The following is a 16,156-nucleotide window of genomic DNA, read 5'->3' as shown; positions in this document are numbered from 1 at the left end:
AATCTCATTAAAATTTAATGTACCATATTCAACATCACTAAATAAATCAATATCTATCGATTCTCTATGTCCAATTTGAAGACTTAATGCAGTACCGCCAACTAATCTAAAGTTTTGAAAAATAGGAGCATCCATTAGAGTAATGAGACTATTTTTTAGCAAATCATTTACGGTATTGTAATAGAGCATTATGTTTTTTGTTTGTTTTTGTTAATAGTGTAAGGTTTTCTTTTTGAATTTTCAAGAGCCACTCTAATCTTAGGTAAACCGTAAAAAGTTTCTAGCTCTTTTTTTTCGGTTTCATTTCCTCTCTCATAAACACGTTGAATAATTGCTCTATATTGCTTATCCCAGTTAATTTTAGAAATATCAGTATCCCAAAAAAGTGATTTTCTTAGATTAGATAAGTTAGGAGTATGGAGTGATTTCTTTTTCTCTTCTGCTATTTCATAAAAGGTTTGAAGAAATGCCAATGAGCCTTCTTCTAAACCGAGTGCTGCTTCAATTTTTAAAGCTAATGCAGTGTTCAGACTTCTTCTGCCTTTTGTAATAGCATTAATGGTTTGTGGATGTTCTCCAATAGAAAGGGCAAAAGGACGCTGAGAAATCTCTTTTTTCGCTAATAAACGCTCTAAAATGATTCCTGGATGAATGCCTTTATATTTTTCTAGTTCAAAACTCATAATACAAATGTAAACAAATTTGTTTACATATTGCAAAAATGTTGCCAGATTTAGATCAAAAGGTAAAATTTACGTAATCAAAAAAAGTAAGAAATTTCTCTCTATTTGCCGATACAGAAATTAGCAAAAATGTTTCCAAGCAACTCATCATTCGTAACTTCTCCAGTAATCTCACCAAAGAAATACAACGCGCTTCGAATATCAATCGCCATTAAATCGGATGAAATTCCCGAATCTAATCCCCATTTTACTTTCTGAATTTCTTCTAAAGCTTTTAATAAAGAATCGTAATGGCGCGTGTTGGTTACGATGGTTTCGTTGTTTCGTAAAGCTCCTGTGTTTACAAATGAAAGTAACGTATTTTTAAGCTCATCAATTCCAACTTTCTGTTTCGCTGAAATCGTTACAAGTTTCAAGTTTAAGGTTTCAAGTTCTTGACGAATAGTTTCAACTTCACTTGAAGATAGTAAATCAACTTTATTTAGGATAACAATAAGTGGTTTTTGTGGAAATTTGTTCTTGATTTTTTCAATTTCAACCTGAAATTTTAAACCTGAAACCTGTAATTCTTTTGCGTCAAGCAAAAGGATTACGACCTGCGCTTGCTCAATCTTCTCAAACGTCTTTTGAATCCCGATACTTTCCACCACATCTTTCGTTTCACGAATTCCTGCTGTGTCGATAAATCGGAAACCAATGCCGTTGATAACCAATTCATCTTCAATCGTATCACGTGTTGTTCCTGCAATGTCTGAAACAATCGCACGTTCTTCATTCAATAAAGCATTCAATAAAGTTGATTTTCCAACGTTTGGTTCACCTACAATGGCTACAGGAATACCGTTTTTAATAACATTTCCAACAGCAAACGAATCAATCAAACGTTTTAAAACGAATTCAATTCTTTCTAATAATTCATGAAATTGGGTTCTGTCGGCAAATTCTACATCTTCTTCGGCAAAGTCTAATTCCAACTCGATTAATGAAGCAAAATTCAGTAATTCTTCACGTAGTTTGGCAATCTCGTTACTGAAACCGCCACGCATTTGTTGCATCGCAATTTGGTGTGACGCTTCATTGTCCGATGCAATCAAATCTGCAACGGCTTCTGCTTGTGATAAATCCAATTTCCCGTTTAAAAATGCACGTAAGGTAAATTCACCTGCCTGAGCCATTTTAGCGCCTTTACGAAGCAATAATTGGATAATTTGTTGTTGGATAAAAGTAGAACCATGACACGATATTTCAATCACGTTTTCCCCTGTATACGAATTCGGACCTTTGAAAATAGAAAGTAGTACTTGGTCGTATATTTTTCCATTATCTGCTATATGTCCCAAATGAATCGTATGGGTTTTCTGTTTCGTAATATCTTTCCCTGAAACCGATTGAAATACTTCCGCTGCTATCGAAATAGCGTCTTTACCAGATAATCGAATAATAGCAATCGCACCCGCTCCTGACGGTGTGGCTAATGCAACTATGGTTTCTTGTGGAATCATGTTATAAATTTAATCCTGCAAAGATAAATCAAAGTCAGAAGTTAGAAGTTAGAAGTTAGAAGTTTTTTTGTTTGGAGTTGTTACACAGACTTGCACGAAGTTTTACTTTGCGTCCTTTGCGAAAAAACTTAGCGCTCTTTGCGTTTAAATTTAATTCTTGCGTTTAAATAAAAATTAAAAAACCACTAAAGCCAAAGCCAAGTGGTTTTTAAAGTTAGTTAGGGTTGGTTATTAGATTCCCAGTTTACACTGTAATCAAATATTGTAAATTAGTTGCTCAACATTACTGGCATTACAAGCATCGTAACTGTTTCGCCTTCGTCTAAGCCGTCTACTGGGGTTAAGATTCCAGCTCTGTTTGGCATCGACATTTCTAATTGGATTTCATCACTTGATAAATTATTCAACATTTCTGTTAAGAAACGAGAATTGAACCCGATTTGCATATCGTCTCCTTGATAATCACAAGTCAAACGTTCGTCTGCTTTGTTTGAGTAATCGATATCTTCTGCTGATATATTCAATTCCGTTCCAGCAATTTTTAAACGGATTTGGTGCGTTGTTTTGTTAGCAAAAATAGCCACACGACGAACCGAGTTTAAAAACTGAACTCTGTTGATTAATAATTTGTTTGGATTTTCTTTTGGAATAACCGCTTCGTAGTTTGGATATTTCCCATCGATTAAACGACAAGTCAACACATAATTCTCAAAAGAGAACGTTGCGTTAGAATCGTTATATTCAATTGAAACTTCAGCATCAGAAGCACCTAAAATTCCTTTTAAAATGTTTAAAGGTTTTTTCGGCATAATAAAATCCGCTACTTGAGATGCTTTTACATCCGTGCGAGCGTATTTTACTAATTTGTGAGCGTCAGTTGCTACGAAAATTAATCCTTCTGGTGAAAATTGGAAGAAAACACCACTCATTACAGGGCGTAAATCATCGTTTCCAGCAGCGAAAATGGTTTTGCTTACTGCCGTTGCTAATACTTCCGCAGGAACTAATGTTTTTGAAGGATCGTCTAAAACTACTGCTTTAGGGAATTCTTCTCCTGGAGCGTAAGCAATCGCATATTTACCAGAATTTGAGCTAATTTCTACTGTAGAATTATCTTCAACAGTAAACGTTAACGGTTGCTCTGGGAATGTTTTTAAGATATCTAATAAAAGTTTCGCCGGAATAGCAACACTTCCTTGACTCGTAGAATCAATTTCTAACGTAGCCGTCATGGTAGTTTCTAAATCAGAAGCTGAAACTTTTAATTGGTTGTTGTCTAATTCAAAAAGGAAATTATCAAGAATAGGTAAGGTGTTACTACTGTTGATAACACTTCCTAAAACTTGTAATTGTTTTAATAAATACGAACTCGATACTATAAACTTCATCATCTTGTATTTTAAAATCGTGATTTGATTTTATATTTCACAAATATATTCTAATTCTACTCAAACGCAAAAACAAATTATCAACAACTAGCGGCTGTATTTTCTTTTGCGTAAGAAAGTAAATAAAAACCCAAAGATAGCCAAAATAACTATTGGTAATCCGACAGTTACCATTTGCGCCATGGTATAATTTTTATACACTTCTTCTTTGTTTAAAAGTGGTAAATCAACATCTTTGCTTCGGATGTTAATAAGTCCGTTGTCGTCTAAAAGATAATTTACGCAGTTCATCAAGAACTCTTTGTTTCCATATAATTGATTCGTCCACTTATCAAAACCTAATTCTAACGGAACGCCTTTGTCTAACTGATTTTTAATGATATCACCATCCGAAATCACAATCATTTTATTGTCTTTTCCAGTCGCTTGGAACGAATTATCTTTAAAAGGTAACACACGATTTTGATACATCGATTTAAATTTTCCTTCCATTAAAACCGCTACCGGAAGTAATCCTTTTCCTAAATATTCTTCTTCTGTAGTTTCTTCTGTAACCATATCTAAGGAAATTGGCGTTGGTGTTCCAATGGTTTTCGAATATTCAGACGAACTCAATAAAACCGTTTTCTTGATATCATTTTTAAGGATTTCAATTGGGGAAGCAAATTCAAACTTAATCCCTTCCATGTTTTTCACAATCGGATTGGTAGAAGTTGGATAGATAAAAGGTGCAAATTTCCAAGTGTATTCTTGCATTTGTGTTTCGCTTCCTTGATTTCCTGATGCTAATTTAATAGGAGTAGCATATTCATCTTTTACCAATAACGGATTGATTCTGATACCGTATTTAAAGAACATATCAGTCAAATTCAATTCGCGTTGCGATGCTAAAATAGTACCGGTTTCGTTGTACAAACTATCCATGTCTGCTGAAACTACATCGACTAACCACAACGTTTTTCCACCATTCATGATGAATTGGTCTAATACTTGTTTTTCTTCTTCCGTGAAAGCTTCAGTTGGTTTTGCAATTACTGCTAAATCGTATTTTTTTAGCGCTTCTAAAGTTTGTATTGGTTGTTTTGCTACCGAATCTAATGTAAAAGGTCCGATATAATAACTTTCTTTAACTGTTCTTAAGAAATCGGCCATGAAAGGTTCTAAAACTTCTCCGTTGCCTTTGATTACGGCAATTTTCTTTTGTTTTTCTTTCGAAATTTTATTGATAGCTTCCGCAAAACCAAATTCTAAATGTTGCACCGAACTAATTACTTTTTCTTCAGTAGAAGCACCCATTAAGTTTTTCAATAACGCCACTTTCGTGAATTTATCACCATATGTGGCTTGTGCCCAAGGGAATACCACTTCCTGCGATTGCTTTCCTTTGTCTTCTACCGTAATGCTTAGCGGTTGCATGCCTTTTGCGTAGAATTCTTTCATTTTTTCTACTCGCGTTTCCTCTTTTTCAATCGGATTTTTGAAGTTGAAAATAATGTTCGAATTATACGCCGTGAATTCCTCTAAAAGTTGTTTGGTTTCGTTTTGTAAACGCTTGAATTCTGGTGGAAAATTCCCTTCCAAATACACTTCAATGTATAACGGACTATCCACACTTTCTATAATGTTTAAAGTCGTTTCCGATAAGGTATAACGTTTGTCTTGTGTTAAGTCGAAACGTTTGAAAAAGAAGTTGCTGATTAAATTGATAACGATAATCGCTAAAAATACAATTCCTAATTGCTTTAAAGCCTTTGATTTGTTCTCCTTCATTACCATTTCAAAGATTTAAGTTGATAAACCGTTGCCGATAAAAATAAAAACGTAACACTCACAAAGTACACAATATCACGTGTATCTAACACACCGCGACTCATACTTTTAAAGTGATAATCCATTCCTAAAGCAGCAAACATCGAACTATAATTTCCAAGGAAAGAAGCAATGCCATCAAATCCGAAATAGAAAAAGAAACAACAAAAAACCGCAATAATGAATGCCACAATTTGATTGTCTGATAAAGTAGAAGCAAAAATTCCAATCGCCGTGTAAGCTGCAATTAAGAACAACAATCCGAAATACGAACCAAGTGTACTTCCCATGTCAATATTGCCTTGCGGATTTCCAAAATGCGAAATTGTCAACACATAAATAATAGTAGGAACAATCGCTAAAATGATTAAAACTAAAGCACCTAAGAATTTTCCATTTACGATGTCCCAATTTGAAAGCGGTTTGGTAAACAACAACTCAATCGTTCCTTGTTTTTTCTCATCCGAAAAACTACGCATAGTTACAGCAGGAATTAAGAAAATTAAAATCCATGGAGCCAATTTGAAAAACGGACTCATATCGGCAAAACCCGAGTTTAAAATGTTGAATTCGCCTTCAAAAACCCAAAGAAATAATCCGTTGAGTAGAAGAAAAATCCCGATGACTAAATATCCAATTGGCGAACCAAAAAAGGATTTTATTTCTCGTAATAATAATGCTTTCATTTATTTTTTTTATTTTTTGTTTCAGGTTTCAAGTTCCAGGTTTTACTCCCAACTTCCATCTCCCAACTCCTAACTCAAAGTAACTAATCTATCCACACTCCACGCTTCAGGTTTGTCGCTAAATAGAGTTTTGGTGTAGGTCCAAACGCCATCAAACAAAGCCGATTTTCTATAATTTTCAAGCGCTTCTTCGTTTTCCCAATAACTATAGGTAAAGAAAATACGTTTGTCGTTTTTGTCTTGATACAATTCTAAGAAACGGTTTCCTTCGAAGTTTCGTATGTGTTGTTTCACTTCTTCAAAATTATTTAAAAAAGCTTCGATTTTATCTTCTTGAAAACGCATTTTTACAATTCTTATGAACATATTTTATTTGAATTTAATGGATACCGTATCTCTAAAATGCAAGCCTAATAAGGTCGCTGCTGAACCTACCGTTTTTGGATTACTCTTATATATTGCAATTTCTAAATAGCCGTTTTCATTGAATAACGCTAAGAAATCACCTTCTAAATCTTTCAATTGTTTTACATCAGAAACTGGAAAATCGGAGTAGCTTTTGTGCAAACGACTGAACTTTTTGTTTTTGATTACAATTTCGAACTTTCGACCTCTAATCGTATCGTTAAATTGTTTGTGCGAAATATTAGTAACGCAATTTCCAAACGAATCGATATACACGATTTGTCCTTTAATTTCGCTTAAATCATCGGTAATGGATGAGGTTAAAACACTTACAGGTTTTAATGATGGAATTTCTTTACCAATCACATTCAATAAACCACCTCGTGCAATATGACAGGCAACCGCTACGAAAACATCCATATCGCTTACATCTGTATTCAATCGGTCGTGGATGGTAATGGCTACGATTTTCTGTGGGATTTTCTTTTGAATTAACGTGTTTAAAATTCCGTTATCGGCACAAATGAAATAATGATCATCCCATTGCATAGCAATATGTTGGGTATCGCCCACACGTTCGCTATCCACGCCAATAATATGAATGGTCCCTTTTGGAAAGTTGTGATAAGCGGCTTCAATACAGTAACTCGCTTCTAATGTGTTGAATAAGTCAATCTCGTGAGAAATGTCTACAATAACAGCTTCTTTGTGTTCCGACAGAATTTTTCCTTTCAAAGCGCCTACGAAGTAGTCTTTGTGTCCAAAGTCGGTAGTTAAAGTAATTATTGACATTTTTTTGTTTATAACTTATTTAAAATTCAACAGTAGTTTTTACTAAATTTGATTGCAAAGCTACTATAATTTTAGCGTTTCAAAAATAATTAAAAAAAGAAAGCCTTTGAACGAAAGAATCATTGAATTAGTCGACATTGCTCCAAAAGAATTTTGGGGTGCGCAAGATGCTCATCTTGAAACCATTAAGAAGTATTATCCAAAACTTAAAATCGTAGCACGAGGAACTACTCTTAAAGCGTATGGTGAGCCTGAAATCTTGGATGAGTTTGAAAATCGCTTCAGAAGATTGATGCATCATTTTACGCGTTACAACAGTATTGATGATAATGTTATTTTGAGAGTTTTAGAAACGAGTCATCAACATGATGCCGAACACATGCACGACCGCGATAAGATTTTAGTGCATGGAATAGGAGGAAAGTTAATAAAAGCCATGACACCTAACCAACAAAAATTGGTAGATTATGTACACAAAAACGACATGGTTTTCGCTGTTGGACCTGCAGGAACTGGAAAAACCTATACAGGTGTCGCATTAGCGGTAAAAGCTTTGAAGGAAAAACAAGTCAAGCGAATCATATTAACGCGTCCGGCTGTGGAAGCAGGGGAGAACTTAGGTTTTCTTCCGGGTGATATGAAGGAAAAGTTAGATCCGTACATGCAACCTTTATACGATGCTTTGCGCGATATGTTGCCACCACAAACTTTAGAAGACTATTTATTAAAAGGTATCATTCAAATTGCGCCGTTAGCATTTATGCGTGGACGAACGTTAGATAATGCTTTTGTAATTTTAGATGAAGCCCAAAATACAACGCATTCCCAAATGAAAATGTTCTTAACCCGTATGGGTAAAAACGCCAAATTCATCATCACGGGAGACCCAGGTCAGGTGGATTTACCGAGAAGAACGATTTCGGGATTGAAAGAAGCGCTTTTAGTATTGAAAGATGTAGAAGGCATCGGAATCATCTACTTAGATGACAAAGACATCGTGCGTCACAGATTAGTGAAGAAAATTATTGATGCGTATAAGAGTATTGAGAATAATGATTAGATACCGAAATTTATTATTGCTTTTTCTTTTTCTAGGATCGAATGGTTATTCTCAAAGCTCAAAAATAAAATGGGGCTTGTATGGAAAAAAAACTGTTGAAGAACGAAGAGCAACATTTCCATTTAGTGAAGCAAAAAAAGTTGTTTTAGTTGCATTTCCAAGTCCAAATGCGGTATTTGAAGATGAAGAAGATGATATGCTAAAAAAGGATAGTATTGATATAGTTGGATGGGGTTTGAATGTTTTAAAAACTTATAAATTGCCTCAACGAGAAGACAAGTATATAGCAATTGAAAAGATTGAATTAAGTCAAAATCAAATAGATAGCTTAAGTCATATTTTGATTAATTATAAATTAAAAAATGATAAGTTACCAGAAACTTATACTGTTTATGCATCCGGTTGTTATGAGCCTAGAAATGCAATTTTGTTTTTAGATACTAATGACACTGTAATATCTTATTTTGAAATATGTTTTGAATGTCATGAGTTTTCACAATTGCCCATGGATAAGACTATAGTTAACATGAATACAATTTCTAATTTACCAGAAGCAATGAAAATGTTAGATTTGATAAGGGAATTTATGAAATCATGTGGAATTAAATATGGTGTAGTTAGTAAAAAATTTAAAGAATGATTCATGTAAATATACTCATAGTCTTTTAACCTGATTAAATAATTCATAAAAACAGACGCTTTTATTAGCGTCTTTTTTTTACTTTTGCACCACACAAACAACAACACAACATAATGAATACAATTACAACTACCAATTTCAATTTTCCAGGTCAAAAATCGGTGTACCGTGGAAAAGTTAGAGAAGTTTACAATATCAATGATGACTTATTAGTAATGGTTGCTACCGACCGTCTTTCGGCATTTGATGTGGTTTTACCAAAAGGAATTCCTTACAAAGGTCAAATCTTAAATCAAATTGCTACGAAGTTCATGGAATTAACTTCCGATATTGTACCGAATTGGTTAGTAGCTACTCCAGATCCAAATGTGGCGGTAGGACATTTATGTGAGCCGTTTAAAGTAGAAATGGTAATTCGTGGGTATTTATCAGGACATGCAGCACGTGAATATGCAGCAGGAAGAAGAATCCTTTGCGGTGTTGAAATGCCAGAAGGTTTAAAAGAAAACGATAAATTCCCAACACCAATCATCACACCAACAACAAAAGCGGATAACGGTTCTCACGATGAAGATATTTCACGCGAAGCAATTTTAGCGAATGAAATTGTTACCGAAGAAGATTACCTAATTTTAGAAAAATACACCAGAGCGTTATACCAAAGAGGAACTGAAATTGCAGCATCTCGTGGTTTAATCTTAGTAGATACGAAATACGAATTCGGGAAAACAAAAGACGGACAAATCGTATTAATCGACGAAATCCACACACCAGATTCTTCTCGTTATTTCTACGCAGAAGGTTATGCAGAAAGACAAGCGAATGGCGAAGAACAAAAACAATTATCAAAAGAGTTCGTACGTCGTTGGTTAATTGAAAACGGGTTCCAAGGAAAAGAAGGACAACAAATTCCAAACATGACCGACGAATACATCGAAACAGTTTCAGAACGTTATATTGAGTTATTCGAAAACATCATTGGAGAAAAATTTGTAAAAGCAGATATTTCCAACATCAACGAACGAATTGAGAAAAACGTTTTGAATTATTTACAAAATAGATAATAAATCATTAAATAAAAGCAAAAGTCGGTACTTCACCGACTTTTTTTTATCCCGTTTGTTAAAGTTATGTTAGAATTTAAAAAAGCTGTAACTAATACTACAAGAGTTCGTCCTATTCATATCAATCATTAAAAATCAATCATCATGAAAAAAACGAACAGATTTTGGGTAATTCTACCCGCAGTAGCTATGTTGTTTACAAGTGCGTTACAAGCAAGTGAAAGCACAACAACAAACACAACTTATGTAAACGTTGTAAAACCAACACCATCGCAGTTAAATTTAGCCATTAGTAAAGGCGATTTAGCAAAAGTGCAACAGTTAGTAGGAATAGGAGTAGACGTTAACAAAAAAGACGAACGCGGTAAAACACCTTTAATGTATGCCATTTTGTTTAACCAACCTCAAATTGTGTCTTACTTAATTGGAAACGGTGCCGATTACAGAGCCTTAGACGACAACGGTGTTTCTATTTTAGAATACGCCGAGAAATCTAAATCAGAAGCAATTATAAAACTGGTCAAAGACGCTCGTAAAAGAAGATAATAGAAAATCCCGCGAAAGCGGGATTTTGTTTGGGTTTTATTTAGCTTTATGTAGGGTATACGTGCAAGAGTTGTAGAAATTATTTCATCTTATTTTTACAATAGTTAATTGTATATGCAACCAAAGTTATTACAAAAGACAAACTAGTTATTATGCTCAATATCAAACCAAAATAATAAAGACTAACTAATTTATAATATTCCGAAGTCCCCAATGTTAAAAGGGAAAGTAATAGTCCCCAAATATTTTGATTTAAATTTATTTTAAAATTATCAGTCATTATTTAAAATTCTTAAGCTGATTGATTTGTTTATTTAGTTCTTTCATTTTTGTCTCAAGATTATCAAAGATAACTAATAATTTTTCTTCATCCATTCCTAAAACGATTTTTTCAGTTTCTGTAATAATTTCATTAGCTTTTTTCTCAATAAAATTTTTAGAGAGATCTATTAACATTTGCTTGTCTTCTATATTCATAATTTATCTTTTTAGATTATTTTGTTCATGCATAAAAAAATACACATTGACATTTTATGGTTTTTATTAAATCAAAATGGATTTTTTTTTATTGATATTTTTCAATTGCATCTTTGTATAAATTGTCAGCTTCATCTTTAAATCTATCTTTATTAGATAAAAAAGTTGAGAATTTTTCTGAAAGATGTTTATAAATTATTTGATGAGCTTTATTTCCTAAAATGTTTTCATCAAAATTGTCTAGCTCAAAATCTTCATAAGTGGCATAATCTAAAAGTCTAAGTAAATCATCTTTTTCAATTTGATCAATTTCAGTCCAAACATCTGGAGTTGTTTTATCTTTTATAAAATAACCTTTGTTGTCATCAATTTTTAAATATTTCATAAGTTCTGTCTTTTCGTTCATAATAAGCTTCTTTACCAGCTTCTAGGCAATCAAATAAAATGTCTACGTTTTGAATTGTTTCCCCATCTGTGTTTTTTAGAGTTCTATTTGTTGGATGTCCATAATAAATTTTATATTTTACTTCATTTCCATCAACAATTTTTTGTGTGTATAATAAATAGTCTGGTTTTATTGATGCCCCAATTGTGCTGTTATGAGTAACTACTATAACAGGAATTTCTTTTGCAATTTCTTTTATTAGTTCGTTAACTTCATTTTTTAAAAATATATTGTCAAAAGAAGATTCGGGTTCATCAATGAGTAAAATATCATGTTTTAGAGCATCGCTGATTTCATGAAGCAAATTAAATTCAGACCTCTCTCCACCAGAAACTTCAAATCCATATTTGTTCAAAGTTTTATATTCAATGTCAATGAAAAATTTATAATATTCCGTTTCCTCAATGCCAACACTTTTTAAAATTGTTAAAAATTTATATGGATTTTCATAATTATTGAATGCTTCACTAAATGACAATGTCCTTTTACTTTTTGCTTTAAGTTGACTTGCTCCAGTATATTTTTTTGTTCTTGCAACAACTCTAAATCCTCTAATTTCTTTACTATCAATTTCTTTTTCTGTCTGAAGTTTTTTTACTAAATCTTTAAACTTTGCAGCTTTTATTTTTTCTAATTGAATTTTAGTAAAATCTACATCTTCAATAGCTGTTGTTGAAGATCGAAATCTCAAATCTTCCTTAATTTGATTTATTAGGCTATTAGTCCAACTTTTTTTTAAGTTTTGCTGATAAATTTCATTATGTGTTTGAATTAATTCTAATATTAAAGATTTCAAACTCTCATCAGAAATATGCTTGTTAATTATTGTTTTATATTCTTTATTCTCAAGTAATATTTCTGTTGATTTTATAATTTTTTTTAAATTTTCTAGGTCATCTGTCTCAAAATTAGATTCGTTATACAGTTTGCATTTTGAAAACGAATCAAGTTTATCGTTTTCAGAAGCAAATTTTTTTAGAGATTCGATGAATTTTTCAGTATTTAAATTGTTTGAACGAATATCAACCTCATTAATATCATAAACAACATCTTTAAATTCTTTTAGATAATTCTCAGATAATAAACTGTGTCTAGTTGTAACTAATTCTTTGAATTTTTCTTCATCGTTTTGAAGTAACGAAAATTGTTTTAAATATTTAATGTTATCGAAACTGCGGCTAATTTTATTTAATGTATGCGTCTTTCCAGACGAACGTTCTCCAATAATAACATTAAGTCCGGTTGACATAATTACTCCATCGTCTGTTGCTTGAAATGACTCATTTCCTTCATCTTGTGACAAGAAAACTTTTGATTTATCAAATAGACAACCTTTTATTGCAGTAAGAGTCGATTCTTCAGCATCAATATAAGTTTGTCTTGTTGGAAAGTCGGTCATTTCCTCAATAAAACGACAGTCACTGAAAATTACAGGAGTTAGCTTTTCAGCATCAGAAATACAAGCTTTGAATTTTCTTAAACTTGTTACTTCACCAGCAAAAACATTTCTACCAAGCTTATTTAATGTATCTTCTTTTATGACTGGTTTTTTGTCATAATGAGGTATTAAGAGATATTTTTCCAATGTTGGAAAAATATCTCTTAATTGTTCATAGGTTATCCAATCATCTTTTTTTGTAATAAGGTCTGAAACTTTCTTACATTTCAAGTTAAAATCATCTAAATCTTCATTTTCAGATATTAGTAAAATGTGTCCAGCTTCTAAATCTATTTCAATTCCAGGAAATACTTTTGTAGGGACTTCACGACATATTTGTTCAAATTGTGATTTGTCAAAGAGATTGTGATTAGTAATTGCAATACAATCAATATTTAGTCTTATTACGTATTCTTTAAGTGAATTTAAACTAAAGAAAAATGTAACATCACTAATTGATGGTACTGTATGTATGTGAAGATCAATTTTTTTCAATTAGAGTGTATGTTATTAAATTATAGTTAACTTGTTTTGTTTATATTGATATTTAGGATGCATTTAACAATATAATTTCAATTCCCATGCAATATAACAAAATTCTCACAAATAAATTGCTGTAGATTTTCTGTACATTTTCAAAAACTTTAAAAAAAACACAAAAAAAAGTCCTCAAATACATGAGGACTTTAGGTTTTATTGTAAATGAATGTATACTTTTAATTTTATACACAAACTGTTATGTCTTATTCAGCTGGTATGCCTAAGTTATTCAATTCTAATTTTATATCTGCAATTTCTTGATTAATTGACTTTTTTATAAAATTCTCTGTATACTTAGCTTTTATTCTAACAAAAGTAGAAGCTCGACCACTTTCTGTTCCAGTTGTCCATTTTATAGTTCTGCCTACTATTGATGGACCTTTTTTCATATCTCCATTTGTTGTATGCTCAATACTTGAAGGAATAAATTCATATTCTTCAGGAATTACTATTGTAGCATCTTTTCGGACTCTACCACTTTTAGATGTTGCCGATTTTGTTTTGTAATATGTACATGTAGTTAAAGAATATTCATTTTTTCTCTTTTGCTCATAATTTAATAATAATTGTTTAATCCTATTTCTAAGATTTGCTCTTCTTTCATCATAATTGCTACCTGCATCAGGAGCGTTAGAGGTCATGTAGTATTCTTTTGCCACTTTAGACTCAGCTATAATTTCTCCGCGAGCATTTACATATGAGGTTACCGTGTTTTCACAACTTTGTGGTCTGTCTTGTGCGAAAATATTCGTTGTAAATATTAACAACGTCAAGGATAAAAGAAATTGTTTTTTCATGATTTCTAGTTTTTAAATTTAAGTTTGGTATTATTACATTTTATGATTTTGTCTATTTTATAATCATAGACTTATTTCAAAATAATGAATTTTTTAACACCTAATTGCTGTAGTTTTTCTGCCTATTTTCAAAAACCTCAAAAAAAGCACAAAAAAAGTCCTCAAAATGAGGACTTTTAAATTTTATGAGAAAAAACTACTATTTAAAATAACTAAACGTTTCGTTATTCTCAATTTTCAATAGCGTTTCGTAAATCAATTTAATTACATTTTCTACGTCGTCGCGGTGTACCATTTCTACTGTGGTGTGCATATAACGCAATGGTAACGAAATCAAAGCCGAGGCAACTCCGCCATTGCTGTACGCAAAAGCATCGGTGTCGGTTCCGGTAACGCGAGAAGTGGCATGGCGTTGAAACGGTATTTTGTTTTCAACTGCCGTGTCAACAATCATTTCACGTAAAATGTTTTGTGTCGCTGGAGCATAAGCAATAACCGGTCCGCGTCCCATTTTTAAATCACCTTCAATTTTTTTGTCAATCATTGGAGTAGTGGTGTCGTGGCAAACATCGGTTACAATGGCAACGTTGGGCTTAATGCGTTGGGTAATCATTTCGGCACCACGCAAACCAATTTCCTCCTGCACCGAGTTCACGATGTACAATCCAAAAGGCAATTTCTTTTTGTTCTCCTTTAATAAACGCGCTACTTCGGCAATTATAAAACCACCCATGCGGTTATCAATCGCTCTACAAACAAATTTATCGTTATTTAAAATCTCAAAATTGTCTGGATACGTAATCACACAACCCACATGAACGCCTAAAGCTTCTACTTCGGCTTTCGTAGCGCAACCACAATCAATAAATATGTTTTCAATTTTTGCTGTTTCTTCTGCTTTACCGCTTCTTCCTCTAGTATGAATCGCTGGCCAACCAAAAACACCACGCACAATTCCTTTCTTCGTATGAATGTTCACACGCTTCGATGGCGCAATCTGATGATCCGAACCTCCATTTCTAATCACGTAGATTAAACCGTCATCGGTAATATAATTCACATACCACGAAATTTCATCGGCATGACCTTCAATCACTACTTTATAAGGAGCATCTGGATTAATAACTCCAACGGCACTTCCATACGTATCAGTAATAAAGGTATCAACGTAGGGTTTTAAATACTCCATCCAAAGTTTTTGCCCTTCCGCTTCATGTCCGGTTGGTGAGGCATTATTCAAATAATTTTCCAAAAAAGTCATCGACGACTTCTTTAATATCGATTTTGTACTCATCTTAAAATATAATTTTTTGCTAATTTAAAAATAAGATATTAGAGTTTCGCATAATTTCGATATTTTTGGTTTACTTTTTGCAGTAAGTTAAAAAGTTAAAATCAATCATCATGTACAAATCATTATTAAGTAGTTTATTCCTATTCATCGCTACTTTTTCGTTTGCCCAAACCGAAACCGACACCTTGCGTATGACGGCACAAGACTCGTCTATTATATATTCCATCGAATTAAGAGAAATCATTTTCACGCCCGATAACGTTTACACCACCGACGAAGATAAAAAAGCCAAGTTAATATTAAAGAGAAGAATCTTTAAGGTGTATCCGTATGCAAAAATTACGGCAGATAAATTAACACAGTTAAATGCCACGATGGCAAAACTGAAAACCAATCGCGAAAAAAAGAAATACTTTAAAATTGTAGAAAAATATTTAGAAGAAGAATTCGAACCACGTTTAAAAAAGTTATCTCGTAAAGACGGTCAAATATTAGTAAAATTAATTTACCGCCAAACCGGAAGCACCACTTTCGATTTAATCAAAGAATACAAAAGCAGTTGGAAAGCCTTTTGGGCAAACTCCACCGCT

At 32.7% G+C, this 16,156-nt stretch carries 18 protein-coding genes; 5 read left to right on the top strand and 13 right to left on the bottom strand.

What is annotated here, in order from left to right; translation table 11 throughout:
• From L6Q46_RS06030 to L6Q46_RS05995, 8 genes are all read right to left on the bottom strand, one after another.
• On the bottom strand, positions 1–189 hold a 189-nt coding region (locus L6Q46_RS06030), incomplete at its 3' end, for a nucleotidyl transferase AbiEii/AbiGii toxin family protein (RefSeq protein WP_291283547.1).
• A complete protein-coding gene (locus tag L6Q46_RS06025; protein WP_291283546.1) occupies positions 189–683 on the bottom strand; it encodes a helix-turn-helix domain-containing protein in 495 nt (164 codons plus the stop codon). The genes L6Q46_RS06025 and L6Q46_RS06030, both read right to left, overlap by 1 nt.
• 101 nt (positions 684–784) lie before the next feature.
• The gene (mnmE, locus tag L6Q46_RS06020) at positions 785–2,185 is read right to left on the bottom strand and encodes a tRNA uridine-5-carboxymethylaminomethyl(34) synthesis GTPase MnmE (RefSeq protein ID WP_291283545.1); all 1,401 of its coding nucleotides are present in this window, start codon (positions 2,183–2,185) and stop codon (positions 785–787) included.
• A gap of 269 nt (positions 2,186–2,454) precedes the next feature.
• On the bottom strand, positions 2,455–3,573 hold the full coding sequence (dnaN, locus tag L6Q46_RS06015; protein WP_073584276.1) for a DNA polymerase III subunit beta: 1,119 nt from the start codon (positions 3,571–3,573) through the stop codon (positions 2,455–2,457).
• Between the two features lie 87 nt (positions 3,574–3,660).
• Positions 3,661–5,349, bottom strand: a complete 1,689-nt coding sequence (gldG, locus tag L6Q46_RS06010; protein WP_291283544.1) for a gliding motility-associated ABC transporter substrate-binding protein GldG — start codon at positions 5,347–5,349, stop codon at positions 3,661–3,663.
• Positions 5,343–6,068, bottom strand: coding sequence for a gliding motility-associated ABC transporter permease subunit GldF (gene gldF, locus L6Q46_RS06005; protein ID WP_133610940.1), 726 nt, complete (start codon positions 6,066–6,068; stop codon positions 5,343–5,345). The genes gldG and gldF overlap by 7 nt, the downstream gene beginning before the upstream one ends.
• Before the next feature lie 69 nt (positions 6,069–6,137).
• Positions 6,138–6,434, bottom strand: a complete 297-nt coding sequence (locus tag L6Q46_RS06000; RefSeq protein WP_291283543.1) for an antibiotic biosynthesis monooxygenase family protein — start codon at positions 6,432–6,434, stop codon at positions 6,138–6,140.
• A gap of 3 nt (positions 6,435–6,437) precedes the next feature.
• Complete coding sequence (locus tag L6Q46_RS05995) at positions 6,438–7,265, bottom strand: SAM-dependent chlorinase/fluorinase (RefSeq protein ID WP_291283542.1); 828 nt, start codon at positions 7,263–7,265, stop codon at positions 6,438–6,440.
• A gap of 106 nt (positions 7,266–7,371) precedes the next feature.
• Here L6Q46_RS05995 and L6Q46_RS05990 point away from each other — a divergent pair, with 106 nt between their 5' ends.
• The 4 genes from L6Q46_RS05990 (at position 7,372) to L6Q46_RS05975 (ending at position 10,575) form a co-directional block, all read left to right on the top strand.
• On the top strand, positions 7,372–8,325 hold the full coding sequence (locus tag L6Q46_RS05990; RefSeq protein ID WP_026726302.1) for a PhoH family protein: 954 nt from the start codon (positions 7,372–7,374) through the stop codon (positions 8,323–8,325).
• Positions 8,318–8,965, top strand: a complete 648-nt coding sequence (locus L6Q46_RS05985) for a hypothetical protein (protein WP_291283541.1) — start codon at positions 8,318–8,320, stop codon at positions 8,963–8,965. The genes L6Q46_RS05990 and L6Q46_RS05985 overlap by 8 nt, the downstream gene beginning before the upstream one ends.
• Before the next feature lie 113 nt (positions 8,966–9,078).
• Complete coding sequence (locus L6Q46_RS05980) at positions 9,079–10,029, top strand: phosphoribosylaminoimidazolesuccinocarboxamide synthase (RefSeq protein ID WP_291283540.1); 951 nt, start codon at positions 9,079–9,081, stop codon at positions 10,027–10,029.
• Positions 10,030–10,173: 144 nt separating this feature from the next.
• Positions 10,174–10,575, top strand: coding sequence for an ankyrin repeat domain-containing protein (locus L6Q46_RS05975; RefSeq protein ID WP_291283539.1), 402 nt, complete (start codon positions 10,174–10,176; stop codon positions 10,573–10,575).
• Positions 10,576–10,854: 279 nt separating this feature from the next.
• On the opposite strand, the gene L6Q46_RS05970 is transcribed toward L6Q46_RS05975, so the two are convergent.
• From L6Q46_RS05970 to L6Q46_RS05950, 5 genes are all read right to left on the bottom strand, one after another.
• On the bottom strand, positions 10,855–11,052 hold the full coding sequence (locus L6Q46_RS05970; RefSeq protein ID WP_291283538.1) for a hypothetical protein: 198 nt from the start codon (positions 11,050–11,052) through the stop codon (positions 10,855–10,857).
• An 88-nt stretch (positions 11,053–11,140) separates the two neighbouring features.
• Positions 11,141–11,437, bottom strand: coding sequence for a hypothetical protein (locus L6Q46_RS05965; RefSeq protein ID WP_291283537.1), 297 nt, complete (start codon positions 11,435–11,437; stop codon positions 11,141–11,143).
• Positions 11,418–13,430, bottom strand: coding sequence for a histidinol-phosphatase (locus L6Q46_RS05960; RefSeq protein WP_291283536.1), 2,013 nt, complete (start codon positions 13,428–13,430; stop codon positions 11,418–11,420). Before L6Q46_RS05960 ends, L6Q46_RS05965 begins: the two co-directional genes overlap by 20 nt.
• A gap of 248 nt (positions 13,431–13,678) precedes the next feature.
• Entirely contained in the window at positions 13,679–14,272 is a 594-nt protein-coding gene (locus L6Q46_RS05955) for a hypothetical protein (RefSeq protein WP_291283535.1), read from the bottom strand.
• 199 nt (positions 14,273–14,471) lie between these two features.
• A complete protein-coding gene (locus L6Q46_RS05950; RefSeq protein WP_291283534.1) occupies positions 14,472–15,566 on the bottom strand; it encodes a M42 family metallopeptidase in 1,095 nt (364 codons plus the stop codon).
• 110 nt (positions 15,567–15,676) lie between these two features.
• Here L6Q46_RS05950 and L6Q46_RS05945 point away from each other — a divergent pair.
• On the top strand, positions 15,677–16,156 hold a 480-nt coding region (locus L6Q46_RS05945; protein WP_291283533.1), incomplete at its 3' end, for a DUF4294 domain-containing protein.

The sequence above is a fragment of the Flavobacterium sp. genome, from assembly GCF_023151265.1.
Taxonomy (GTDB): Bacteria; Bacteroidota; Bacteroidia; order Flavobacteriales; family Flavobacteriaceae; genus Flavobacterium.
This window is presented reverse-complemented; position numbering and strand designations above follow the sequence as displayed.